Here is a 24,146-nt window from a genome sequence, read left to right on the forward strand (position 1 = left end):
CTTGCTCTGCTTGTTCTTCCGCTAAACGTGCAGCTTCGGCGGCTTGACGTTCTTGTTCCGCTTGTTCTTCCGCTATGCGTGTGGCTTCGGCAGCTTGGCGTTCTTGCTCTGCTTGTTCTTCCGCTAAACGTGCAGCTTCGGCGGCTTGACGTTCTTGCTCTGCGTGTTCTTCCGCTAAGCGTGCGGCTTCGGCAGCTTGGCGTTCTTGCTCTGCTTGTTCTTCGGCTAAACGTGCAGCTTCTTGCAGTTCACGTTCTGCTTTGTCCTCAGCCTCTTGAATCGCTGCTAAATCGGCTTGACGTTGTTGCTCTGCTGCGTCTTGTGCAGCCTTGACCGCCGCCAATTCAACTTCACGCTGACGCTCCAGCTCTTCTTCCGCAAGGCGTTGAGCGACTTCTTCTTGGCGATCGCGCTCTGCTTGTTCTTCCGCTAGGCGCGCGTCTTCTGCTGCAAAACGCGCTTGTTCTGCTTGCTCTTGCGCCGCTTTAATCGCCTCTAACTGAGCCTTACGTTCAAGTTCTGCTTGTTCTGTTGCAGCTTCTATTGCGGCTTGTTGCGCTTCATATTGGCGCTCAGCTTCATCTTCTGCTGCTTTAATTGCAGCTTGCTCCGCTTGGTATTGACGTTCCGCTTCTGCGGCAGCGGCATCTTCTACGGGGTGTTGATTTTCAACTTCGTTTGCAGTTTCTGCCTGCTGAGCTTGTTGTTTTTGAGTCTCTTCTTCATCTTTACGACCAAAACCTAGCCATGAAAAAAAGCCTTTTTTCTTGTCTTTAGCCATCTGCCACTACACTCCTCGCGGTAAAAATATGGCGCTCGATAATCAAATCGCAATCAAATTACATGCAGTCTATCATTTCATCGCTCTGCAACACATATCTGAACGAAAAATCCTGACAATTTAATCGGAATTTTTATGTTAAAACTGTGAAAACGACACGCTATAATCGAAATTCAGCCAATTAGGGGTAACAACACTGCAACTTCTCCCCTGACAGGTATACAATGGTAACAATCATTTTTAAGTAAACAATAAGCTAAGTAGCAATACACATTATGGCAAAAAAACCACAATCAGCGCCTTTAGGGCAAATTCGTATCATTGGTGGGAAATGGCGAGGGAGAAAGCTACCTGTCCGTGATAGTGAGGGCTTACGTCCAACCACAGACCGCATCAAAGAAACGTTATTTAATTGGTTAATGCCTGTTATTCGGGACGCACGCTGCCTTGATTGCTTCGCAGGAAGTGGTTCATTAGGTTTCGAGGCGCTTTCTCGCTTTGCTCAAAATGTGACATTTATTGAGCTAGATAAACAAAACGCGCAATTGCTCACTGAAAATAAGGCCCGTTTACAAGCGGATGATGCAACCGTTATCACCAACAGTAGCCTGACTGTGTTAAGCCAACAGGGAACCCCTTTTGACGTGGTATTTATTGACCCACCATTTCGCAAAGGCTTACTCAACGAAACAATTCAATTGCTCGAAAAAAACCAATGGCTAGCAGACGAAAGCTGGATATACGTTGAGTCAGAGGCGGAGTCACCACTTACTGACCTCCCTACAAACTGGCAGCTTCATCGCGAAAAAATTGCTGGCCAAGTTGCTTATCGCCTGTTTATTCGAACCTCTCTTTAGGAAAAAAGTATGTTAATTAATGTTGGTCGCCTACTGATGATTTGCGTTTGGGGTTTTATGGTGTTTAATTTAATACACCCATTCCCTAAACCATTGAAATATTTTATGGATATTGCAATGGTCTTTATGATTTTCATGCACGCATTACAAACTATTTTCCTAAAAGCCACTTTGCCTAAAGGTGAAAAAGTTTCTGGTTTAGTGCAAACGCGCATCTTTTTCTTTGGTGTCTTCGAAATGTTAGCGATGCAGAAAAAAACCAAAGCTGCTTTAGAAGAAGCAAAAAAAAATAAGTCAGAACAATAGATTATTTGGGCTCAAAACGAATATACCGCGTTCCTTGTAGAGTAAGTTTACCTTCACGCTCTAGCTCAACTTCGCGGTATTGTTCTTCTGTTACAATGGTTTTAATCACCTCACCGCTGGCTAACGTTTTAAAATAAATTTCGTAGCGGAAAGTTTCAGGTGAAACGACATCCCGTTCGCGAGAACGCATGTTAGGATAAGGGTAATCTTTTTTGCTATCGACCTTAACTAAGTAACTAACAGGCAAAGAATTATCGTTAATTTCATTTTGCTTGCGTTGGTCAAAAAAACGTTTAGTGGCAAGCACGGCGATAATCGCAATAACGATAATTAATAATATTGGCTTATTCATAATTTGTGCATTTCGCTTAAAAAGATCCTAACTATAGTTTATCTTATTTGTAGAAACAGAACACGTTATCTCAGTGAACGGCTTATTACCGTTTCATTTATTGAACTTATAAGGATATGTGTATGATTAGTTGGCCATTTCTCGCAGTACTCTTCTCTGGCTGGTTATATGTCGATGCTGCCTACCGCGGCCCAGGATGGCAACGTTGGTTATTCCGCCCTATTACACTGTTACTATTACTCTTTTGGGGTTGGAGTTCGGATGATTTAAATCTACAAAATTACCTTATTCTTGGCGGATTATTAGTTTCACTGATAGCTGATCTCTCGCGAATGTTTTCAAGTGAACACTTACTAGCTTCTGTCGCCCTCATGTTCCTCAGCTACCTAATTTATGCAATTAGCTTTGGCATGCAATTAAACTTTGGTCTATTTTTACCTTGGTTAGCAGCACCGTTGATTATTGCGGCTATCACACTAGTTCTTATTTGGGGTAAGTTGGAAAACCTACAAGCCATTGTTTTTGCTTCTTTAATCATGTGTATGATTATGGCTTGGGTCGCTGGCGACCAATATTTTGGCCTTGGGCGCGAATATAACTTTTCCATCATGGTGGGGGCATCGTTACTCTTTTTATCTCACTGTGTATGGTTAATTGCCCATTTCCGCTTGCCGTTCAAAGCCTCAAAAGCAGTTGTCGCTGCATTATATTTCCTTGGGCAATTCTTTATTGTCCGCGCAATTTATTTATAATATTTCCTGCAATAAGTGCCAATTGATTAAAAATGCTATCTGAGAATTTTATCAATTGGCTCCCCTCTTTTTGTTTGACTCTGGAGTAGACTCCAAAGTGTAGACTTATCAACAATCAATGATAGAACTCATTATAGTTGGATAAGGGGGCGCTTATGCACTCACACTCTCATAAAGAAAATCATACACATACAAGCTCTTGCTGCTCAAGCACAAGCGCATGCTCATCCACAGTAGTACAAAACAGTACACAGGCAAGTAATGACTCACATACTCATGAGCATAGTGATATAAAGAAACACCCTGATGATGATGAGGAAACTCATCGACACAGTGATAATAGCCATTCAAGTCATGATCATTCGAATCATGATCACCAACATGGTGGAAGCTGCGGGCTAACTGCGGACACAACGAATGAAGTTGAGCCTTTGCAGGCCGCTGGGCAGCGTTTTAGCTGGATAATTCGTGGGATGGATTGCCCAAGCTGCGCCAATAAAATTGAAAATGCGGTAGGCCAAATCGGCGAAGTTAAACAAGCCAAAGTATTGTTTGCGACTGAAAAATTAGTGGTTGATGCAAATACAGACATCAGTGCGGCAGTACGTTCTACCGTAGAAGCTGCTGGCTATGAATTACTCGAAGTCGGTAGTAATAATGCGGCGTCTATTGCCCCACCACAAAGCTTACTGAGTGAAGCTAAACCGGTCATTATCTTAGCAATACTGATGGCAATCAGCTGGGGAATTGAGGCATTTAGTCCAAAAGTCGGGAATATTGCCTTTATTTTAACGACGTTATATGGGTTATATCCAATAGCGAGCAAATCATTACGCTTAATTCGTACTGGTTCTCCTTTTGCCATCGAAACATTAATGACCGTTGCTGCTGTAGGGGCAATTTTTATTCAAGCCACAGAAGAAGCCGCCATGGTTATCTTACTGTTTATGTTAGGAGAAATGCTCGAATCCTACTCGGCAGGTCGTGCTCGTCGCGGGGTCAGCGCATTAATGGCATTGGTTCCAGAAGATGCAATTCTCATTAAAGATGGGCAAAAAACCACCGTCCCTGTTGCACAACTACGCCCTGGGGACATTATTGAAGTCGCGCCAGGCGGGCGTTTACCAACAGATGCCGTGTTAGTTTCAGATTTTGCCAGCTTTGATGAGAGTGCGTTAACAGGGGAATCTGTTCCTGTTGAACGAACTGCTGGTGAAAAAGTCGCTGCGGGTTGCTTATCCGTTGACCGTGCAGTGCAAATGAAAGTCGTTTCAGAGCAAGGCCAGAACGCGATTGACCGTATTTTACAACTGATTGAAGAAGCTGAAGAACGCCGAGCACCCATTGAGCGCTTTATCGACCGTTTCAGCCGTATTTATACGCCAATTATCATGTTAATTTCAGCGTTAGTGATTATTATCCCACCAATTTTCTTTTCTGCACCTTGGGAAACATGGATCTATCGCGGTTTAACATTGCTATTAATCGGTTGTCCGTGTGCGCTTGTGATATCAACGCCTGCAGCAATCACCTCAGCCCTTGCGACAGCAACACGTCGCGGTGCATTGATTAAAGGTGGCGCAGCACTTGAACAGCTTGGCACAATTACCACGATCGCATTAGATAAAACAGGGACGCTGACGGAAGGTAAGCCCCATGTCACTAACTTAGTTCCTGTTGATGGAATGACCGAAAGTGAATTAGTGCAAATCACAGCGTCTGTTGAGGTTGGTTCACACCACCCATTGGCAAAAGCGGTTGTAAATAAAGCGGAAGAGCTGTCTTTGTCAGTGACTGAAGCACAAGACCGCAAGGCACTTGCAGGTAAAGGTGTTGAAGGTGTTCTTAACAATAAACGCATACTGGTTAGTGCTCCAAATCGCTTAGAGATCCCATTAGAAAATGAATGGCAAAGCAAAGTTGAAGCATTGGAAGCTGAAGGTAAAACGGTCATTGTCACATTGGAAGATAACCGCGTTATTGGTTTAACTGCGCTGCAAGACACACTGCGCACAGATGCCAGTGATGCGATGAGCATGCTCAAAGCGCTCAATGTTAATGCCGTGATGTTAACGGGTGATAACCCGCGTGCTGCTGGGGCAATTGCAGGTCAATTAGGTATGGAGTTCCGTGCGGGTTTACTCCCAGAAGATAAAGTGACCGCAGTTATGGAGCTAAACCGCAACCATAGCACCATGATGGTCGGTGATGGCATTAACGATGCCCCTGCAATGAAAGCCTCGAGCATCGGTGTGGCAATGGGCAGTGGTACTGACGTTGCATTAGAAACAGCGGATGCAGCTTTAACTCATAACCGTTTAACAGGCTTACCAGAAATTATTGCGCTATCCCGTGCAACGCGGAAAATTATCCGTGAAAACATTACGATAGCGCTTGGGCTAAAAGGCGTATTTTTAGTCACCAGTTTACTCGGGATCACTGGACTTTGGGTAGCAGTGCTTGCGGACTCAGGTGCTACCGCGCTTGTAACCGCGAATGCTGTACGGTTACTTCGAGTAAAATTACCTCAAGTGAAAAAGTAGTGTTTCATCAACTAAGCAAAGCGCCCAATGAGGCGCTTTTTTTTTCGAATCACAACTTAATATAATAAATTATTACAATTAGTTAATTGTCATCTCATGCGTAATTTTAGGACAAACTTTTTATCTGTGAGTCCGAAAGTTGCGTAAAATTGCCCACGTAAACAAGCTATCTGTTGAGTGGGAAATCGATATGGTAAAACAGCGTAATTCAACACCCCATGACGCCGCCTTTAAAGGGTTTATGTCTAAAGTTGACAATGCGCGTGACTTTTTTGATATCCACCTTCCCACCAATATTAAGCAATTATGCCATTTCGACACATTAGCAATAACCAACACATCTTTTATCGATAAACAGCTGCGTTCGCGTTTCTCAGATGTGTTGTATACCGTCGAAACACAGCAAGGTGATGGGTATATTTATATGTTAGTTGAGCACCAATCATCGCCTGATAAGCTCATGGGATGGCGGTTGATGCACTATGCGTTTTTAGCCATGAATCAGCATCTACAACAAGGCAATAAAGACTTACCGTTGGTTGTGCCTGTATTATTTTACCACGAAAAAGTGAGCCCTTATCCATATGCTCAACCTTGGACGCATTGCTTTCATTGGCCGGATGTCGCATCAGATTTATATAGCAAAACATTTCCCATTGTTGATATCACGGTTATTGATGACAATGAACTCGTCAATCATCGCAAAGTCGCCGTCATGGAGCTTGCAATGAAACATAAGGACTTACGCGATGAGCTTCAACGGGTTGTTCCCTTGTTGGCTCAAGCGCTCAACCAGCACTATAATAATGACGATGACATCATCACGATCCTTAATTATCTCTATTACCGTGGACTCTATTCATTTTGAATATATTGTTCAGCAACTGAGTGAAGCAACAGAAAAACATCAAGGGGTTATCATGAATATTGCGCTGAGATTACAAGAAAAAGGCCGTAAAGAGGGCATTGAAGAAGGTATTGAAAGAGGACGAAAAGAAGCTTATGAACAACAACTTACCACTGCTCAATATCTTTTAAAAAGCGGTATCGACTTGGAGTTAGTCATTAACAGTACAGGCTTAAGCCGTGAAGACCTCATGTCCTTGCAATAACTGAGCAGCATACTTTATTGCAAATTGATTAAGTTAGCCTCAATTCATTTTGAATATAGTGTTCAGCAACTGAGTGAAGCAACAGAAAAACATCAAGGGGTTATCATGAATATTGCACTGAGATTACAAGAAAAAGGCCGTAAAGAGGGTTTTGAAATAGGTTTTAAAGAAGGCTTTGAAATAGGTTTTAAAGAGGTTCATGAAGAATTTCGTAAACAACAACTGACCACTGCTCAAGATCTCTTAAAAAGCGGTGTCGACTTAGAATTAATTATTAACAGTACAGGCTTAAGCCGTGAAGAGATGAATTCGACGTCAAAATAGATTAAGCAATTTAAAAACAATCAATTAAGCTATTTTTGAAAAAACGTTACCTTTCATTGTTTAACTCTATGCATACGCAAAAACAGCTGCCGCCCTTAATGGCAACGGCCGCACTGTTTCTCACACAATAGGCTATAACCCGCTGGCTTTTTTACGCAACAAATAACGGTAAGGGGCGCTTTCCGCTTCAACTGCCAGCAAGTCATGTTCCATAAAACGACAAAAACCGGGAATATCACGGGTCGTCGCGGGGTCATCGGCAATAATCAGTAACGTCTCGCCTTCTGCCATATTCCGCACAGTTTTACGTACTAACATCACGGGCTCTGGGCAGCGTAAGCCAAGAGTATCAAGGGTTTTAGTTGCGTTGGTAAATAAATCAGACATATAAACGACTTCTTAAAGAGATCAATAGATTGATTATATAATAAAACGCGCGTTGATGAATGAACAGTTTTGCTTTTGTTGCGCAACAGGCGTATGATGCGCTACTCCCGATTTAGGGATGAATTTCATGGGTTCCCTCACCCCATTGCGACTAAAAAGGTACAATATGTTTGATTTTACTGTGCAGCAAAAAGCCACTGCGTTAATTTGGCTATCTTTATTTCATATTTTAATTATTACATCCAGTAACTACCTTGTGCAGTTGCCGATTAATATTTTCGGCTTCCATACAACATGGGGCGCGTTTACCTTTCCCTTTATCTTTTTGGCCACTGACTTAACCGTGCGTATCTATGGTGCACCGCTTGCTCGGCGAATTATTACCGCAGTAATGTTGCCTGCTCTGCTGATTTCTTATGTTATTTCTGCGCTATTTTTCCAAGGTGAATGGCAAGGTTTTACCGCACTCTCTGAGTTTAATGTATTTGTTGCGCGTATTGCTGCCGCAAGTTTTATGGCGTATGTACTTGGGCAAATTTTAGATGTCAGCGTTTTCAATAAATTACGTCAAAATGCACGTTGGTATGTTGCACCTGCTTGCGCCATGTTTTTTGGTAATTTAATTGATACCATCGCATTCTTTTTTATCGCCTTTTTCCGCAGTAGTGACCCATTTATGGCGGCAAATTGGGTGGAAATCGCGTTAGTCGATTACGTCTTTAAGTTACTTATTTGCATGCTGTTTTTCTTACCTGCTTATGGTGTTTTACTGAATTTTATCTTGAAATACTTCTTTGCTAATTCAGAAAAAAAACAATTTGTTCGTCAGCATTAAGCATAAAAAAGAGATAGCGAATGCTATCTCAGACTGCTGACAAACCGATAAACCGATTAGGTTTGGCGGCAGATTGAATAGGTTTTGAAAACAAATTAGGAAAATCAATATATTGATTTTCGGCTGATAACACAAAGCAGGAAAAACCACGTTTTTATCCTGCTTTGTTAACAACCTCAGGAGATAGCGAAATGCTATCTCCAACTGGGTTAAACTGAGCTAAAACAAAAAATAACAACCCTACAATTCAGTTAATTATAATGCCCTTGCTAAGAGTGAAATCGGGTGCTCGCATTTTTTACTTGTGGACATCTCTATTTGCCATTTACAGGTTTCACAGTCTGTAATAACCATATCAGCTCCGCTTTCCTCTATCTGACGGAAGAGCCCCGCACCAATACCTTGTGAAACTTCATAATTCTCTTTCTTAAACCCGTAAGTCCCTGCAATACCACAGCACTGGGAATCAAGCACGATCAACTCAACACCGGGTACACGTTTGATTAGTTCTAGCGTGTAGGATGTCCACCCCATTTTTTCCATATGGCATGGCGTATGGTAGGCCACTTTTAACGGGGTATGTTTCAGTTTGAGTTCACGCCCTTGCTCTAACAGGCGATAAATATAGCGTGTTGCGAGTTCAATGTTGTCACGCATTTCTGAAGTGTCTACATCCAATACATGGGTGTATTCATCACGGATTGTAAATGTACACGTCGATGACGTCGCAACTACAGGTATATGTTTTTCGAGGATGGTTTCCTGAAGTGACTCTAAGTTAACATTGGCTTGGCGTTTTGCTTGCTTCATAAACCCGTTAGCAATCAATGCAACACCACAACATTTTTCACGTTTAAGTAGTTGTACACCAATGTTCATGCCATTAAAAACTTTGATTAAGTCTTTCCCTAATTGCGGGTGGTTGTAATTCACATAACAACCATGGAAAAAAGCGACTTGTTCTTCAAATTTAGCTTGCTCTACTGCTTGTTTAGAATACCAACGGCGGAATGTGCCGAATGAATATTTTGGCAGTTCACGGCGATGGTCAATTTTTAATGCTTTATCCAAGATTTGGCGCACTGGTTTTAACCCAGTGATGGTATTTACCACAGGGGCAAACGGCGTAGAAAGCGAGCCCATTAAATCTGTATGGCTGAGGATTGCATCGCGAATTTTCGGTTTTTGCTGGCTGTAGGTATTTCTTGCTCGCGCAATAATATCACCAATTTTCACATCCGATGGGCAAGCGACTTCACAGCGCTTACAATTAGTACAATATTTGAGTGCTTCATCGTAGAGCATGGGGTCTTTTAAGCGTAAACGCTCACCGTCTGGCCCCGCTTGTTTTGGGCCTGGATACAATGGATTCACTTTCGCGACGGGGCAATATGTCGTGCACACCGTGCATTTAATACAGCTTTCAAAGCTTGCATCTTGAATACTCATTGTGCCACCTCCACCTGCATCGCTTTGTTTTTACTCACTTCATGGATGATTTCATTCGCAGCAAATAATGCGCTAATGATTGAAACCCCCGCACCGCAGCCTTGAGTTAGTGGGTCAAAACCCCCGAGTACCGCACCTGCGACATACAGGTTTTCAATCGCTGCACCTGCTTTTTGAGCTCGCAGTTTTTCGTCTGTTTTCACGCCAAAGGCCATATAAGGCTGGGAAGCAAAAAACTCTTTATTGGTCCACTTCGCTCGCTCTGCGATTTCACATAAATCTAAATTCATCAGCGGTTCATACACACGGTCAAACTCAGCGACCAAACCATTATTAAAGAAGCTCCCCGTTGCCAACACAAAGTGTTTAGCCTTGAGCGAAATATCCCCGTGATTACGTGTCTGCACAGATGCAATACGGCCTTCTGAATAATTTACCGATGTCACTTTGTCCCCTGGCATGACAATGCCGCCTTGGCGACGAAACTGGCGTAATAACATCTCATGTAGACGAATACCTAATAATGATGGTGGTAAAGTCGGTAATAAATACAGTTGCTTACCTAACCGTCTCTGTAATTCCAACATCGGTTGTTCGCTGTCCAGTCCTATACAAGCAGGCATAAAAACAGCTTCGGCATCAGTAATTAATGGCGAAATTTCCTCAACGATTTGGTCCATGTTTTCGGGTCTATCGAGCCAGCGAGCGACATTAATCGCTCTAAATTCACTTGGGTTTTCGCGTAGGCGGTCAAGTAGTGGCAAATGCACATAATGGGCACTTGCCTGTAGCCCTTCGCGCTGTAACTCATCAGCCACCATTTGCGGCTGAAAATCCAAGAACCCTTCAATACCGACAACGGCAATTTTGCTGACATCCATTTTTTGATGTAAGCCAACCGTAGGAACTGACTCAGGGCTCAGCCACGTCATACGTTTATGGCCTAACGGTGTGATGCGATAATGATTTTCTTCGCAAGAACCTTTTAAGCGAATTCCCGTTTGCTGCAAGATGGATTCAGCCATTCTAGCCAGTTCGGCAACGTGGTTTTCCCCCATCAAACTATAAGGGTGAAAAGGCGCTTGCGATTTTAACTCACCAAGCATTGTCAGTGGTTTTTCTGCAATTTGGCCATCGGGTAAATGGGTTAACAAATCCAATGAACCCGATGAAAAATGCAGTGCATTTTGCCCTGCACTCACCATTGCGCAAGACAAACCAGACTGGGTTAGGCGAATACCGCAAAGCAGCCCTGCAAGGCCGCCTCCCATCACAACGACATCATATTTCATTATCCGCCTCCTTCTGAGATGCTTTGCCCAATGTGGCTTCATTCATCCCACATAACCCATGATAAACCCAACTGGTAAACTCGCTTTCGCGCAATGCATCCCCCCAAGCAATAGGGCGTACGCCCTTCCAACGCTCATTGAGGAAATGACCAAGTTGCTGCTCAGTTTCATGCGGTGTCGTGACATTAAATCGATTGAGTAAACCCGCGGCCCGACATGCGCACAGCTCCCCTTGGCAAGTTCCCATTCCTACGCGTGTACGGCGGCGTAAATCCAATAAATTGTTTACAGTGAGTGAATTGACGGCATAACGCACCTCTCCTGCGGTTACCGCTTCACATTCGCACACTAAACTTTTATCTAAGCGGTCAGTACTTAAAATGGCAGATGCACGGTCACCGTGGCGGTAAACCGCAGAGCCACGAATTGGCGCAGGAATGGATACCACGTTGCGCAAGGCTTCTTCTGCACTGTGTTGAGAACCTGGAAGTGGTGCTTCAGCCGTTGTGCATTTTGCAGAATGACCGAGTTTTTCACAGACTTTATCCGTTGCCCACTCCGCCATCAGTCGATAAGTCATTAATTTACCACCTGTAATGGTGATAAAGCCTTCCATTCCATCGCGTTTTGCATGATCTAGAAGGACAATGCCTCGGCTAACATTTCGCCCTGAAGGGTCATCATCACTAGCCACTAAGGGGCGAACCCCTGCATAGGCGCGTAAAATGCGCGTTGTCGCCAATGCGGGTGATAACATCGAACCTTCACGAATAAGAATATCGACCTCTTCTGGGGTGACGTACATATTGTCGATTTGGTCATATTCAATATGTGTGGAAGTGGTACCTATTAGTGAAATCGTATCACCAGGCACTAAAATATCCGCATCCGCAGGCTTACGGCAGCGGTTGATCACCATGTTATTTAACCGATGACCTAAAATGAGCAATGCCCCTTTTGCAGGGAACATTTTGATTTTTAGCTCGCCATATTCGGCAATTTTCTGCCCCCAAATCCCACCTGCGTTAACGACAATTTCGGCGTAAATGTCATACTGTTTTTTTGCCTGATGGTCGTACACAGTCACTCCGCGAACAGTATCAGCGTCGCGAATAAGGCCGATAACCTCATGGTAAGTCAGTACCTTTGCACCATGTTCTCTGGCATCTAGCATATTTGCAGCGGTTAAGCGAAATGGGTCAACGGTACCATCCGGTACGCGAACCGCACCAATTAAGGCAGGGTTGACTGATGGCTCAAGGCGGATAGCCTCTGCGGGGTCAATGGCATTTGCGTCAATACCAGCATTTTGGCAAGCCGCAATAAATTTTTGCTGATAATCGAGGCTATCTTCAGGCAAAGTAATAAATAAGCCATCCGTTCGCTCAATACAATGATGGGCGATCCGTTTTAAGATTTTGTTCTCTTCAATACATTCTCTTGCGGATTCGCTATCGGTTACCGCATAACGCGCGCCACTATGGAGCAAACCGTGGTTTCGCCCTGTTGCGCCAGTCGCGATGTCGTGCCTTTCAAGTAAAACGGTTCTTAGACCTCGGCGAGCGCAGTCACGAGCGACTCCTGCACCTGTTGCGCCACCACCGATAATGATGACATCCGTTTCAGTCACAGATGAGCCATTCATGTCGCATCCCTCACATTAATAAACATTTCTATAATCGATAAGTATAGATTCTATTTTTATAATCTATTATTAAATATAGAGCAGAAACGCGATCAATGTTTGATAAGGAACAAAAACGAAAGCGATTTGTACATTTTTAGTGTTATAAAGAACAATATCGTGATGAAAGTCACAAAATAATTAACATTTCTAGTTCCATTCCATTCACAAATGTCATTTACTATGCAACTTCATAAACAAAATCAATAATTGTGCGTTGGATTACAGATAAAATGTTTTCTTATGGATACAATTTAGAGCAATTAAGAAAATAAAAAGCTCTTAAATTACTCGATTGTTTTCGTTTTTGTTACTTCACCAATAATAAACACTCAATCTTTCTCAACATTGAGAGCGATCAAGTGTAAATAAATATTAGCATGCCATCGGAGGCGTATATGTTAAGCATTTTTAAACCAGCACCTCATATAGAGAGGCTGCCAGCTGATAAGGTAGACCCAGTCTATCGTAAGCTTCGTTGGCAGATCTTCATGGGTATTTTCTTTGGTTACGCAGCGTATTATCTCGTCCGAAAGAACTTTGCCTTAGCAATGCCATACCTTGTTGAGCAAGGGTTTTCTAAAGGTGACTTAGGTTTCGCCTTATCAGGGATTTCAATTGCTTACGGTTTTTCTAAATTTATCATGGGGTCATTCTCTGACCGCGCGAACCCACGCTATTTCTTACCCGCTGGTTTGATACTGGCCTCTGCGGTGATGCTGATCATGGGCTTCGTGCCATGGGCGACATCGAGCATCATGGTAATGTTCGTGTTACTGTTCTTTTGTGGTTGGTTCCAAGGTATGGGTTGGCCTCCTTGTGGACGTACCATGGTTCACTGGTGGTCACAAAAAGAACGTGGTGGTATCGTTTCTGTTTGGAACTGTGCCCACAACGTTGGTGGTGGCCTACCGCCATTATTATTCCTACTCGGTATGGCATGGTTTAACGACTGGAAAGCTGCTCTCTATATGCCTGCATTTGCCGCGATCCTTGTTGCCCTAATCGCGTTTGCATTAATGCGCGATACGCCGCAATCCTGTGGTCTTCCGCCAATTGAAGAATACAAAAACGACTATCCAGCTGACTATAAAGCGTCCGATGAAGAAGAGTTAACAGCAAAAGCTATTTTCATGAAGTATGTTTTCCCTAACAAACTTCTGTGGATGATCGCAATTGCCAACGTATTCGTATACTTACTGCGCTATGGTGTGCTTGACTGGTCACCAACTTACCTGCGTGAAGTGAAGCACTTTACGATGGATAAATCCTCATGGGCATACTTCATGTATGAATATGCAGGTATCCCAGGAACACTGCTGTGTGGTTGGATGTCAGATAAAGTTTTCCGCGGTAACCGTGGTGCAACAGGCGTGTTCTTCATGATCCTAGTGACTATCGCCACTATCGTATTCTGGATGAACCCAGCGGGTAACCCGAATGTTGATATGGCATGTATGTTGATCATCGGTTTCTTAATCTATGGTCCGGTCATGTTAATTGGCTTGCACGCACTTGAATTAGCACCGAAAAAAGCGGCAGGTACTGCAGCTGGCTTTACTGGCCTATTCGGCTACCTCGGTGGTTCGGTCGCGGCAAGTGCTATCGTCGGTTATACCGTTGACTACTTCGGTTGGGACGGTGGTTTCGCCGTCATGATTGGTGGTTCAGCCCTTTCTGTTGTTCTGCTGTTCATCGTGATGCTTAGCGAAAGCAAACATAAACGCGAATTAGCGAACTCTCAATAAACACTTCGTTTATGAATAAACGCTAAACCTGAGGGCTATATCATCATGATATGGCCCTTTTTTTATCCAAAAAGTGCCAAGGAGATATAATCATGACCTTTCCATTAAAAACGTTGGTGGCAAGTATGGTTTTAGTGATGTCAGTGTCCGCAGCCGCGCAAGCGACAAACAAGGTGGTCATTGCCCATCGTGGTGCAAGTGGTTACTTACCTGAACACACCTTACCGGCTAAAGCGATGGCTTATGCACAAGGTGCCGATTTTCTAGAGCAAGATTTGGTGATGACGAAAGATAATGAGCTGGTTGTGTTACATGACCATTATCTTGACCGTGTCACAGATGTGGCTGAGCGTTTTCCAGACCGAGCGCGTAAAGATGGTCGTTATTACGCGATTGACTTCACATTACCTGAAATCAAGTCCCTGAAATTCACAGAAGGGTTCGATATTGTTGATGGCAAACAGGTACAAAGCTATCCGAATCGCTTCCCAATGGGTAAATCAGACTTTCGCGTTCATACCTTCCAAGAAGAGATTGAATTTGTTCAAGGTTTAAATAAATCCACGGGGAAAAATATTGGTATTTACCCTGAAATCAAAGCCCCTTGGTTCCATCACCAAGAAGGCAAAGATATCACCAAAAAAACGCTGGAAGTGCTAAAGCAGTATGGCTATGTTGAAAAAGACTCCAACGTTTATCTGCAATGTTTCGATGCGAACGAACTAAAGCGCATCAAAAATACATTGATGCCAGAAATGGGGATGAACCTGAAACTCATCCAGTTAATCGCTTACACCGATTGGAATGAAACCGAAGAGCAAAAACCTGATGGGACTTGGGTTAATTACAATTACGATTGGATGATGAAACCAGGTGCAATGAAAGAAATTGCCACCTATGCAGATGGTATTGGCCCTGATTATCATATGCTAATCAGTGAAGAATCCACGCCAACCAATATCAAAGTCAATGGCATGGTAAAAGAAGCCCACGAAAACAACATGGCAGTTCACCCATTCACTATCCGTGTCGATAAACTGCCTAAATACGCAAAAGATGGGCAACAGCTTTATGACATCATCTACAACCAAGCGGATGTGGATGGTGCATTTACTGACTTCCCAGATTTAGGCGTACAGTTCTTACAAAATCAAAAATAATTTATTTGTCTTGTAAAAACGATAATGCAGCCATTTGGCTGCATTATATAACGAGCTATAAGTTTGATAATCGTTATGCAATCGTGACGGGAAAAGCAATCACATCACTGATCCTTTCGGCATTTAACGCAATCATAATCAAACGATCGACCCCGACAGCAACCCCTGAGCAATCAGGCAAGCCATGCTCTAATGCGGCCAATAAGTGCTCATCAATTGGCTGAACTGATAACCCCATCGCTGCACGCTTACGGTTATCTTGCTCAAAACGTTGACGCTGTTCGCTCGCATCCGTCAATTCATGGAAACCGTTCGCCAGCTCCATTCCTTTATAGTAAACCTCAAAGCGTTCTGCGACACGGTGGTCTTCGGTGCTAATCACCGCTAAAGATGCCTGAGTGGCAGGAAAATGATACACAACCGCCGGTTTTTCTTTACCAATGTGCGGTTCAACACCCATGGTAAATAGCAACTGTAAAAGCGTATCTTTATCTTCTTCGTGATCGGCAATATTGCTTAAATCAAGGCGTGCCGCGACTTCACGCAGCTCACTTTTTTCTGCAGATAGCGGGTCAATATCTAAATGACGTAAAAAGGCTTGCTGGTAGGAAAGTAATTCCGCACTTTCGCATTCCAGCACTTGTTGTAATAAGTCATCGACTTCATTAATTAAGCGATACATATCAAAGTGTGGGCGGTACCATTCCAGCATCGTAAATTCTGGGTTGTGGTGCCTACCCGCTTCTTCATTACGAAAGCTTTTACCAAGTTGATATATCGGCCCACTACCAGCCGCAAGTAAACGTTTCATATGGTATTCAGGACTGGTCATCAGGTAAAGATTGATGCCTTGCGCGGCACCAGGGCCAACAAAACGTGTTTCAAATGGCACAAGATGGAAATCAGTCACAGTAGCCTGACTCATAGCGGGGGTTTCGACCTCTAGTACACAGCGATCAGTAAAAAAACGTCTGATTTCCGCAATAATTTTTGCGCGCTGTAACAGGTTAGCGATGGGGGCGGTTGGCTGCCAATTCGCTATATCACTCATTAAGATGACTCCAAAATAAACATAGTCGTGCAGTGTACCCACCTGTCAAACAACGCACAATGCATTCCTATGCGTAAAAGCACATTTATCTGGTGCGAAACACCACTAGGAAATAATCACGGTTATCCGCACTACAGGTGAGTAAAGATGGCATGATTATCCTCGGCTTTACTCGATTAAGCAAACCTTTGCGAGTGACTGACTTTTTCACTGAAAATAAACAGGTTTAACCCTGCTAACAACTAACGGAGGAGGGACATAAAACATGATTATTTCTTATATTATGTGACTTTTTTGTTAACGATAAAGTAAAACAATTCGCTTTCTCAATAAGTAACAAAGCATAAATTGGAAAATAAAAAAGTGCATTTAAATAAAAAGTGAAGTAAGTCCCAATTTAATATTCAATATGAATTAAAATCTTCACAGCAAATAACAGTATTATTCTCTTGGCACGAATAAAACCTGACCAATTTACTTGGTTTTTAATGCTGATTTTTTATGTAAAAATAATGATAATCATTTGAAATTTCTTTTTATTCATTATTAACACACTAAAAAAACTCTAATTGTAAAAACATTTTACAAAAAGATGATTCACCTCACACTTTAGGGGTAAATTCACCCAAAACCCCCCTCTATATCAAATTTATTTCGAAGACTATTCGTTATAATTCACAGCATGATAAGTCATTATTAGCTATTATATTATTTACTATTAAAAAAGAGAGATTTGACAATTTGACATTAGGTTGAATTGAAAATGACCTAGCTAATTATCAAAAGTATTTAAAAGAATTTATCAATTTACACTTGAACAATGGAGAAGCGCAGTGCAAACCTTCAATGCCGATTTAGCGATTATCGGGGCCGGGGGCGCAGGCTTACGTGCAGCGATTGCTGCCGCTGAAGCAAATCCCAACATCAAGATTGCTCTGATCTCGAAAGTATATCCAATGCGTAGCCACACCGTGGCAGCAGAGGGTGGATCAGCCGCAGTTACTCAGGCTCATGATTCCTATGACTATCATTTTAATGATACTGTCGCGGGTGGGGACTGGCTGTGTGAGCAAGACGTCGTCGATTATTTCGTCGAGCATTGCCCAACAGAAATGACCCAACTCGAATTATGGGGTTGCCCGTGGAGCCGTAAACCAGATGGTTCAGTTAACGTTCGCCGCTTTGGTGGGATGAAAATTGAGCGTACATGGTTTGCAGCCGATAAAACCGGCTTCCACATGCTCCATACACTCTTCCAGACATCATTAAAATACCCTCAAATTCAACGTTTTGATGAGCATTTTGTTCTAGATATCATTGTTGATGAAGGTCAAGCTCGTGGACTCGTTGCACTCAACATGATGGAAGGTACGAAAGTTCAGATTCGTGCAAACTCTATCGTGATGGCAACAGGCGGTGCAGGCCGTGTTTATCGTTACAACACCAATGGTGGTATTGTTACGGGTGATGGTATGGGTATGGCGTTCCGCCATGGCGTGCCACTGCGTGACATGGAATTTGTTCAATATCACCCAACTGGGTTACCAGGTTCAGGTATCTTAATGACCGAAGGTTGCCGCGGTGAAGGTGGTATTTTGGTTAACAAAGATGGCTACCGTTATCTGCAAGATTACGGAATGGGCCCTGAAACACCACTGGGCAAACCAGAAAACAAATACATGGAACTCGGTCCTCGTGACAAAGTTTCTCAAGCTTTCTGGCACGAATGGCGTGCAGGCCGCACCATTAGCACACACCGTGGTGATGTTGTGTATCTGGATCTTCGCCATTTAGGCGCAGAAAAACTCCATGAGCGTTTACCGTTCATTTGTGAATTGGCAAAAGCTTACGTGGGTGTTGACCCAGTAACAGACCCAATTCCTGTTCGTCCAACCGCTCACTATACTATGGGTGGTATCGAAACAGATCAACGCACTGAAACACGCATTAAAGGCCTGTTTGCTGTGGGTGAGTGTTCTTCTGTTGGCTTACACGGTGCAAACCGTTTAGGTTCTAACTCACTAGCAGAACTGGTGGTATTTGGTCGTTTAGCGGGTGAAGAAGCGGCACGTCATGCGGCTGAAGCAACCCCTGCCAATGCCAGCGCCATAGAAGCACGTACCCGCGATATCGAAAATGACCTGCAAAAACTCATGAACCAAAAAGGGAAAGAGAGCTGGTCGAAAATTCGCGATGAAATGGGTATTTCAATGGAAGAAGGTTGCGGTATTTACCGTACTCCTGAATTAATGCAAAAAACCGTTGATAAGATTGCCGAACTAAAAGAGCGCTTCAAACACGTCGAAATTACCGACCATAGCAGCGTCTTTAACACTGACCTACTGTACACCATTGAATTAGGCTTTGGCCTAGATGTGGCGGAATGTATGGCTCACTCTGCAATCAACCGTAAAGAATCACGTGGTGCGCACCAACGTCTCGACGAAGGTTGTACTGAACGTGATGATGTGAATTTCCTTAAACATACTTTGGCATTCTATAACCCAGAGGGCTCCCCTCGTTTAGAATACAGTGACGTGAAAATCACGAAATCTCAGCCAGCTAAACGTGTTTACGGTGCCGAAGCTGAAGCTCAAGATAAGGCAAAGAAGGAGCAAGCTAATGGATGATATGAAACACCTAAAAATGGAGATCATGCGTTACAATCCGGAAACGGATAGTGAGCCCCATTTGGTGACGTATGATGTCCCTTACGACGAGCAAACTTCTTTGTTAGATGCATTAGGCTATATCAAAGATAACCTCGCTCCAGACCTGTCTTACCGTTGGTCTTGTCGTATGGCGATTTGTGGTTCTTGCGGCATGATGGTTGATAAAGTACCTAAACTGGCATGTAAAACATTCCTGCGTGAATACCCGCAAGGCATGAAAATTGAGCCATTAGGTAACTTCCCAATCGAACGTGACCTTGTTGTTGATATGACTCACTTTATTGAGCGTTTAGAAGCTATCAAGCCGTACATCATCGGTAATGATCGTAAACCTTCTGAAGGCCCGAATAAGCAAACGCCTGCGCAGATGGCAAAATACCATCAGTTCTCAGGCTGTATCAACTGTGGTCTGTGCTATGCAGCTTGCCCACAATTTGGACTGAACCCAGAGTTCATTGGCCCAGCCGCTATTACATTGGCAGAGCGCTACAATTTAGATAACCGAGACCATGGTGCGAAAGAACGCATGACCTTATTAAATGGGGACAATGGTGTTTGGAGCTGTACGTTTGTAGGCTACTGTTCTGAAGTCTGTCCTAAGCATGTCGACCCTGCTGGCGCTATTCAGCAAGGGAAAGTTGCCAGCGCGCAAGACTTTGTTATCGCCATGCTGAAGCCACGATAAGGAGAATTGAAGTCATGACTACGAAACGTAAACCCTATGTCAGAGAAATGAAGGGCGACTGGTGGCAAAAGCTGGGTTTTTACCGCTTTTACATCATGCGTGAAAGTACCTCCGTCCTTCAGGTCTGGTTCAGTATTTTAGTCCTGTATGGGGTATTTGCGCTAAAAAGCGGTCCAGAATCATGGGCTGGTTTTGTTGGGTTCTTAAGCAACCCAATCATTCTTATCATTAACATCATTACATTGGCTGCGACATTGCTGCACACCACAACATGGTTCAACCTTGCGCCAAAAGCCGTTAGTATTATTGTGAAAGATAAGAAAATGTCTGATGAGCCTATCGTTAAAGGCTTCTGGGCTCTCACGATTGTTGTTACGGCGGCAATCTTAGCAATCGCATTGTTATTTTAATCTAAGGAGAATCTGATGAATCTAACGCCTAAACGTTCCGATGAGCCGATTTTCTGGGGATTATTTGGTGCAGGTGGTATGTGGAGCGCCGTGATTGGCCCTGCAATCATCATTCTGTTAGGAATTTTAATTCCACTGGGTGTTGCACCAGAAATGCTGAGCTACGAGCGCATTATGGCCTTTAGCCAAAGCTTTATCGGCCGTGTTTTCTTATTACTGATGATTATCCTGCCAGTTTGGTGTGGTATGCACCGTATCCACCACACACTGCACGATTTTAAAATTCATGTCCCAGCGACAAAATGGGTTTTCTATGGCGGCTCGGCAATTATTAGTGTGATTGCCCTGATTGGTGTATTTACCTTGTAATCACGCAATAATCTAAAACAAATCAATACCCCATACGTAAAAACGATGGGGTATTTTTTTATGGCTAGGAAATTAAATTTTAATCATAAAAATTTAATAGAAAATAATCCTTAAACTACGCAAAAATAGATATTATCTGTTCTAAAATGGCGTTTATCTTAAATCCAGAATATTCAGACTAACCTTAGTTGTTATAAAAAACCGTCTTGTTATGATAAATGAAAGATAATAAAAAATTAATTTATCTAAATTAAATCAATAAGTTAAATTAATCACATTTACTTAAACAAGTAAGAGACTACCCCTCTCTATTTTTATATCACTCATGGTAAGAGAAAATAAAATGAAATTTAAAGGATTGTTTATTTCGCTGTTTCTTTCTGGAGTCATAATATTACCCGCCCATGCCAATTCATTTTCCACAGGAAATGAAAGCGCGAATGAACTACCAACCGAAAAAGATTTCTATAATGAATGTGTTAGCACAAATACCTACAGTTATTTGCCCATGGCAGGGGAAGCACAATCTTCAGTAGATAAAAAACGGGCAAAGCAACGAGCAGCGGTTGAAAAAAAATGCAAGTGTGTTGCACCGCTTGAGTATAAATTGTTCTATGAGTTAGTGGGGAATAACCCTCAAGCATTCGCAAAAAGAATGCAAGCAGACCAACAATTGGCGATGCAAACGGCACAAAAAGCGGTCGATAGAAAACGCCAAATAGATAAGCAATGCTCTAAATAGTTTTCTATTGTTTAAGGTATGGCTCTGTGCATATTTGCCATACCTTAAATTTAAGATTTAAGCCCTTGAATTAACGCGTCTAAACCAAATAAAAAAGCCTCGGTTCCATCATCATTATCCATGATTTGAAGCACTGATTTTAATAACGGAGGCATTGCATTCTCGTCTGCCGTTTCGCGTTCACTCAGGGCAGCACTATGTTCTTGCTGTTCAAGCACACTTCCCAATGTAAAGTGCCCTACTGCACTGATCGCATATAAACCCTTTTTTAATGAAAAACCGTTATCCACCATAAATTGCAGCTGCGTTTCTACCGTGGAATATTGTTCCTCGCTAGGCCGGGTCCCTAAGTGTACTTTCGCACCATCACGGTAGCTCAATAGCGCTCGACGAAAGCTTAACGCATTATTTCGTAAAAATGCCTGCCATGTTTCACCCTCTTTCGGCAACGAGTGGTCATGGTTTTGTCTTAGCATTTCAACAGATAACTCATCCAATAAAGCCCGCTTATTTTTCACATGCCAATACAGTGTAGGTTGTTCTACGCCTAGCTTTTGAGCTAGCTTTCGCGTTGTTACCCCTTCCATACCGACTTCGTTCAACAAGTCTAAAGCGGCTGTAATAATGGTCTCTTTATTTAATCGTGCCATAAATCTCACCTTATTTTTTATTGACACTCTATCACTGATAGGGATATATTCCAACTCTATCACTGATAGAGAAATAAAAAATGAATAAATTCGCCATTACAGCTCTAGCTATTACCGCCCTTGATGCTATGGGAATTGGGTTGATCATGCCTGTATTGCCTGCATTATTGCGGGAATATGTGTCTGCTGAGAATTTAGCCAATCATTACGGTATCCTACTGGCGCTATACGCCATCATGCAGGTTTTTTTCGCCCCTATATTAGGGAAATTATCAGATAAACTGGGGCGTCGCCCGATATTATTGCTCTCTCTCGCAGGTGCCGCTGTTGATTACACCTTGCTCGCACTTTCTAGCACATTGTGGATGCTGTATTTAGGACGGTTAATTTCAGGGTTAACTGGCGCAACAGGCGCAGTCGCAGCCTCCGTAATTGCGGATAATACCGAATCTCATGAGCGCACGAAGTGGTTTGGGCGGCTAGGTGCTGCTTTTGGTGTTGGTCTTATCGCAGGACCCACGATTGGTGGATTTGCAGGTGAGTACTCCCCCCATTTGCCGTTTATCATTGCCGCCATTTTAAATGCTGGAGCTTTTATCGGAACCTTTTTGATCTTCAAGGATAGAAAAGCTCAAAGAGAACAAGAAAATGCCTATAGTACTCCGACAATATCCAACTCATTTATACAAGTTATGAAGCCAATCATATTGTTAATATTTGTCTTTTTTATGGCGCAATTGATAGGCCAGATCCCCGCGACAACTTGGGTATTATTTACCGAAAATCGCTTTCAATGGGGCAGCATGGAAGTTGGGTTATCGTTGGCGGGACTTGGTGTGATGCATGCGTTATTTCAAGCTTTCGTCGCGGGGGCAGTAGCGAAGAAATTTAGCGAAAAAACAACGATTTTACTGGGCTTCATGGTAGATGGCTGCGCATTTTTGATTTTATCACTGCTCACACAAGGCTGGATGATTTACCCAACGCTAATTCTGCTAGCCGGGGGCAGCATCGCCCTTCCTGCACTTCAAGGGCTAATGTCTACGCAAGTGAGCCAAGAAAACCAAGGTAAACTGCAAGGTATTCTTGTCAGTTTAACCAATGCCACAGGCGTTGTTGGCCCACTGTTGTTTAGCTTTATTTATGGCCAAACATTATCGTTTTGGGATGGCTGGGTGTGGTTAATTGGGGCGTTAATGTATTTATTTTTGATCATCGCTTATTTACTTTTTCAGCAAAAAGTAACCTATAGAACCAAGAAGGCCATACTTTCAATGGACTAACTTTTAACACATCGCCTTTCAATGCTATGATGCATTATTCCTACTGTTTTTTAGAACAAGACATTAAGAGACAAACCCAATGACACAACCACCTAAGAAGCCAAGAACAAAACCTGCAGAAGAACGGCTTGATGACCTGATGAATGCAGCGGAAGAGCTCTTTCTGTCTAAAGGGTTTGTCAACACAACTGTCAGTGAAATTGTGCGCTCTGCGGATGTGGCGAAAGGGACGTTTTACCACTACTTCCAGTCAAAAAATGACATCATGGAAGCCTTACGCACTCGCTATATGGATTGGTATTTAGGAAATATTGATGACGCGCTCGCCCTGCAAAAAAGTGCGGCGCATAAACTCCAGTCTTGGTGCGAAAACAGTGTCAAATATTACGTTGAAAAACAACAGGTTCATGACATGCTGTTTCATGATGAATATCACGGTCGCAGTAATGACCATGAAACGCGCGCAGTCCTGCAAATCAAAGCAATTTTAACCCTTGGCGAAAAAAACCAAGAGTGGTCAGCCCTTCCTCCAGACCTTCTTGCCACCATGATTTACCACTCTATGCATGCCGCCGTGGACAACCTCGCCAATAGCCATGAATATACTCAACAAAATTTAGGCGAAATTTTGTATAAGCGATTTAGCCAACTGATTAAATAAAAAATACAGCGAGTGAATCGCCCAGACGAGCTCGCGTTGTT

22 protein-coding genes and 2 pseudogenes are annotated in these 24,146 nt (G+C 43.0%); 16 read left to right on the forward strand and 8 right to left on the reverse strand.

The genetic code is table 11. The features are described from left to right. Nucleotides 1-781, reverse strand: a pseudogene (locus ABWP91_RS06465) (signal recognition particle-docking protein FtsY); the annotation flags it as partial. 275 nt (nt 782-1,056) lie between these two features. Here ABWP91_RS06465 and rsmD point away from each other — a divergent pair. Further along, nucleotides 1,057-1,638 carry a 16S rRNA (guanine(966)-N(2))-methyltransferase gene (rsmD, locus tag ABWP91_RS06470; protein ID WP_353242571.1) on the forward strand — a complete coding sequence of 194 codons (582 nt, stop codon included), beginning with the start codon at nt 1,057-1,059 and terminating at the stop codon, nt 1,636-1,638. A gap of 9 nt (nt 1,639-1,647) precedes the next feature. Further along, entirely contained in the window at nt 1,648-1,944 is a 297-nt protein-coding gene (locus tag ABWP91_RS06475; protein WP_353242572.1) for a DUF1145 family protein, read from the forward strand. A 1-nt stretch (nt 1,945) separates the two neighbouring features. On the opposite strand, the gene ABWP91_RS06480 is transcribed toward ABWP91_RS06475, so the two are convergent. Beyond that, the gene (locus tag ABWP91_RS06480) at nt 1,946-2,296 is read right to left on the reverse strand and encodes a DUF2500 family protein (protein WP_273802876.1); all 351 of its coding nucleotides are present in this window, start codon (nt 2,294-2,296) and stop codon (nt 1,946-1,948) included. A gap of 122 nt (nt 2,297-2,418) precedes the next feature. On the opposite strand from ABWP91_RS06480, the gene ABWP91_RS06485 reads away from it, so the two are divergent. The 4 genes and pseudogenes from ABWP91_RS06485 (at nt 2,419) to ABWP91_RS06500 (ending at nt 7,027) form a co-directional block, all read left to right on the forward strand. Beyond that, on the forward strand, nt 2,419-3,048 hold the full coding sequence (locus tag ABWP91_RS06485) for a lysoplasmalogenase (protein WP_353242573.1): 630 nt from the start codon (nt 2,419-2,421) through the stop codon (nt 3,046-3,048). A 155-nt stretch (nt 3,049-3,203) separates the two neighbouring features. Then, on the forward strand, nt 3,204-5,591 hold the full coding sequence (locus ABWP91_RS06490) for a zinc/cadmium/mercury/lead-transporting ATPase (protein ID WP_353242574.1): 2,388 nt from the start codon (nt 3,204-3,206) through the stop codon (nt 5,589-5,591). A gap of 190 nt (nt 5,592-5,781) precedes the next feature. Further along, nucleotides 5,782-6,703: pseudogene (locus tag ABWP91_RS06495) on the forward strand (Rpn family recombination-promoting nuclease/putative transposase). Between the two features lie 105 nt (nt 6,704-6,808). Continuing rightward, nucleotides 6,809-7,027 (forward strand): Rpn/YhgA-type helix-turn-helix domain-containing protein, encoded by a 219-nt coding sequence (locus tag ABWP91_RS06500; RefSeq protein ID WP_353242575.1) that lies wholly within the window; start codon nt 6,809-6,811, stop codon nt 7,025-7,027. 132 nt (nt 7,028-7,159) lie between these two features. Here the strand turns inward: ABWP91_RS06500 and tusA are convergent, their stop codons facing one another. Next, a complete protein-coding gene (tusA, locus tag ABWP91_RS06505) occupies nt 7,160-7,414 on the reverse strand; it encodes a sulfurtransferase TusA (RefSeq protein ID WP_219244631.1) in 255 nt (84 codons plus the stop codon). Nucleotides 7,415-7,580: 166 nt separating this feature from the next. On the opposite strand from tusA, the gene ABWP91_RS06510 reads away from it, so the two are divergent. Further along, nucleotides 7,581-8,249, forward strand: a complete 669-nt coding sequence (locus ABWP91_RS06510) for a 7-cyano-7-deazaguanine/7-aminomethyl-7-deazaguanine transporter (protein WP_353242576.1) — start codon at nt 7,581-7,583, stop codon at nt 8,247-8,249. 255 nt (nt 8,250-8,504) lie between these two features. Here the strand turns inward: ABWP91_RS06510 and glpC are convergent, their stop codons facing one another. Genes glpC through glpA form a run of 3 tightly spaced genes read right to left on the reverse strand, consistent with a single transcriptional unit; the run spans nt 8,505 to nt 12,635 of the window. After that, complete coding sequence (glpC, locus tag ABWP91_RS06515) at nt 8,505-9,698, reverse strand: anaerobic glycerol-3-phosphate dehydrogenase subunit GlpC (RefSeq protein ID WP_353242577.1); 1,194 nt, start codon at nt 9,696-9,698, stop codon at nt 8,505-8,507. Beyond that, complete coding sequence (gene glpB / locus ABWP91_RS06520; protein WP_353242578.1) at nt 9,695-10,990, reverse strand: glycerol-3-phosphate dehydrogenase subunit GlpB; 1,296 nt, start codon at nt 10,988-10,990, stop codon at nt 9,695-9,697. Before glpB ends, glpC begins: the two co-directional genes overlap by 4 nt. Further along, the gene (gene glpA, locus ABWP91_RS06525) at nt 10,980-12,635 is read right to left on the reverse strand and encodes an anaerobic glycerol-3-phosphate dehydrogenase subunit A (protein ID WP_353242579.1); all 1,656 of its coding nucleotides are present in this window, start codon (nt 12,633-12,635) and stop codon (nt 10,980-10,982) included. The genes glpB and glpA overlap by 11 nt, the downstream gene beginning before the upstream one ends. Before the next feature lie 437 nt (nt 12,636-13,072). Here glpA and glpT point away from each other — a divergent pair, with 437 nt between their 5' ends. Beyond that, nucleotides 13,073-14,422 (forward strand): glycerol-3-phosphate transporter, encoded by a 1,350-nt coding sequence (gene glpT / locus ABWP91_RS06530; protein ID WP_353242580.1) that lies wholly within the window; start codon nt 13,073-13,075, stop codon nt 14,420-14,422. Between the two features lie 92 nt (nt 14,423-14,514). Then, nucleotides 14,515-15,582 carry a glycerophosphodiester phosphodiesterase gene (gene glpQ / locus ABWP91_RS06535; RefSeq protein ID WP_353242581.1) on the forward strand — a complete coding sequence of 356 codons (1,068 nt, stop codon included), beginning with the start codon at nt 14,515-14,517 and terminating at the stop codon, nt 15,580-15,582. Between the two features lie 73 nt (nt 15,583-15,655). On the opposite strand, the gene epmA is transcribed toward glpQ, so the two are convergent. Then, entirely contained in the window at nt 15,656-16,633 is a 978-nt protein-coding gene (gene epmA, locus ABWP91_RS06540; RefSeq protein WP_275076498.1) for an elongation factor P--(R)-beta-lysine ligase, read from the reverse strand. Between the two features lie 833 nt (nt 16,634-17,466). Here epmA and frdA point away from each other — a divergent pair. The 5 genes from frdA to ABWP91_RS06565 all read left to right on the forward strand — a co-directional run bounded on the left by frdA (nt 17,467) and on the right by ABWP91_RS06565 (nt 21,511). Continuing rightward, on the forward strand, nt 17,467-19,263 hold the full coding sequence (gene frdA, locus ABWP91_RS06545) for a fumarate reductase (quinol) flavoprotein subunit (RefSeq protein ID WP_353242582.1): 1,797 nt from the start codon (nt 17,467-17,469) through the stop codon (nt 19,261-19,263). Next, nucleotides 19,256-19,990, forward strand: coding sequence for a succinate dehydrogenase/fumarate reductase iron-sulfur subunit (locus tag ABWP91_RS06550; protein WP_210840142.1), 735 nt, complete (start codon nt 19,256-19,258; stop codon nt 19,988-19,990). The genes frdA and ABWP91_RS06550 overlap by 8 nt, the downstream gene beginning before the upstream one ends. A 14-nt stretch (nt 19,991-20,004) precedes the next feature. Beyond that, nucleotides 20,005-20,400, forward strand: coding sequence for a fumarate reductase subunit FrdC (frdC, locus tag ABWP91_RS06555; RefSeq protein ID WP_004258617.1), 396 nt, complete (start codon nt 20,005-20,007; stop codon nt 20,398-20,400). A 15-nt stretch (nt 20,401-20,415) separates the two neighbouring features. Beyond that, a complete protein-coding gene (gene frdD / locus ABWP91_RS06560; protein WP_206083482.1) occupies nt 20,416-20,769 on the forward strand; it encodes a fumarate reductase subunit FrdD in 354 nt (117 codons plus the stop codon). A 343-nt stretch (nt 20,770-21,112) separates the two neighbouring features. Next, a complete protein-coding gene (locus ABWP91_RS06565) occupies nt 21,113-21,511 on the forward strand; it encodes a hypothetical protein (RefSeq protein ID WP_353242583.1) in 399 nt (132 codons plus the stop codon). Nucleotides 21,512-21,561: 50 nt separating this feature from the next. On the opposite strand, the gene tetR is transcribed toward ABWP91_RS06565, so the two are convergent. Beyond that, the gene (tetR, locus tag ABWP91_RS06570; RefSeq protein WP_353242584.1) at nt 21,562-22,161 is read right to left on the reverse strand and encodes a tetracycline resistance transcriptional repressor TetR; all 600 of its coding nucleotides are present in this window, start codon (nt 22,159-22,161) and stop codon (nt 21,562-21,564) included. 80 nt (nt 22,162-22,241) lie between these two features. Between tetR and tet the strand changes: the two genes are divergently transcribed. Together tet and ABWP91_RS06580 are read left to right on the forward strand one after the other, a co-directional pair. After that, nucleotides 22,242-23,444, forward strand: a complete 1,203-nt coding sequence (tet, locus tag ABWP91_RS06575) for a Tet(A)/Tet(B)/Tet(C) family tetracycline efflux MFS transporter (protein ID WP_353242585.1) — start codon at nt 22,242-22,244, stop codon at nt 23,442-23,444. A gap of 79 nt (nt 23,445-23,523) precedes the next feature. Continuing rightward, a complete protein-coding gene (locus ABWP91_RS06580; RefSeq protein ID WP_206083478.1) occupies nt 23,524-24,105 on the forward strand; it encodes a TetR/AcrR family transcriptional regulator in 582 nt (193 codons plus the stop codon). Nucleotides 24,106-24,146: the final 41 nt, after the last annotated feature.

The organism is Providencia sp., from assembly GCF_040396775.1.
In the GTDB taxonomy this organism is placed as follows: domain Bacteria; phylum Pseudomonadota; class Gammaproteobacteria; order Enterobacterales; family Enterobacteriaceae; genus Providencia.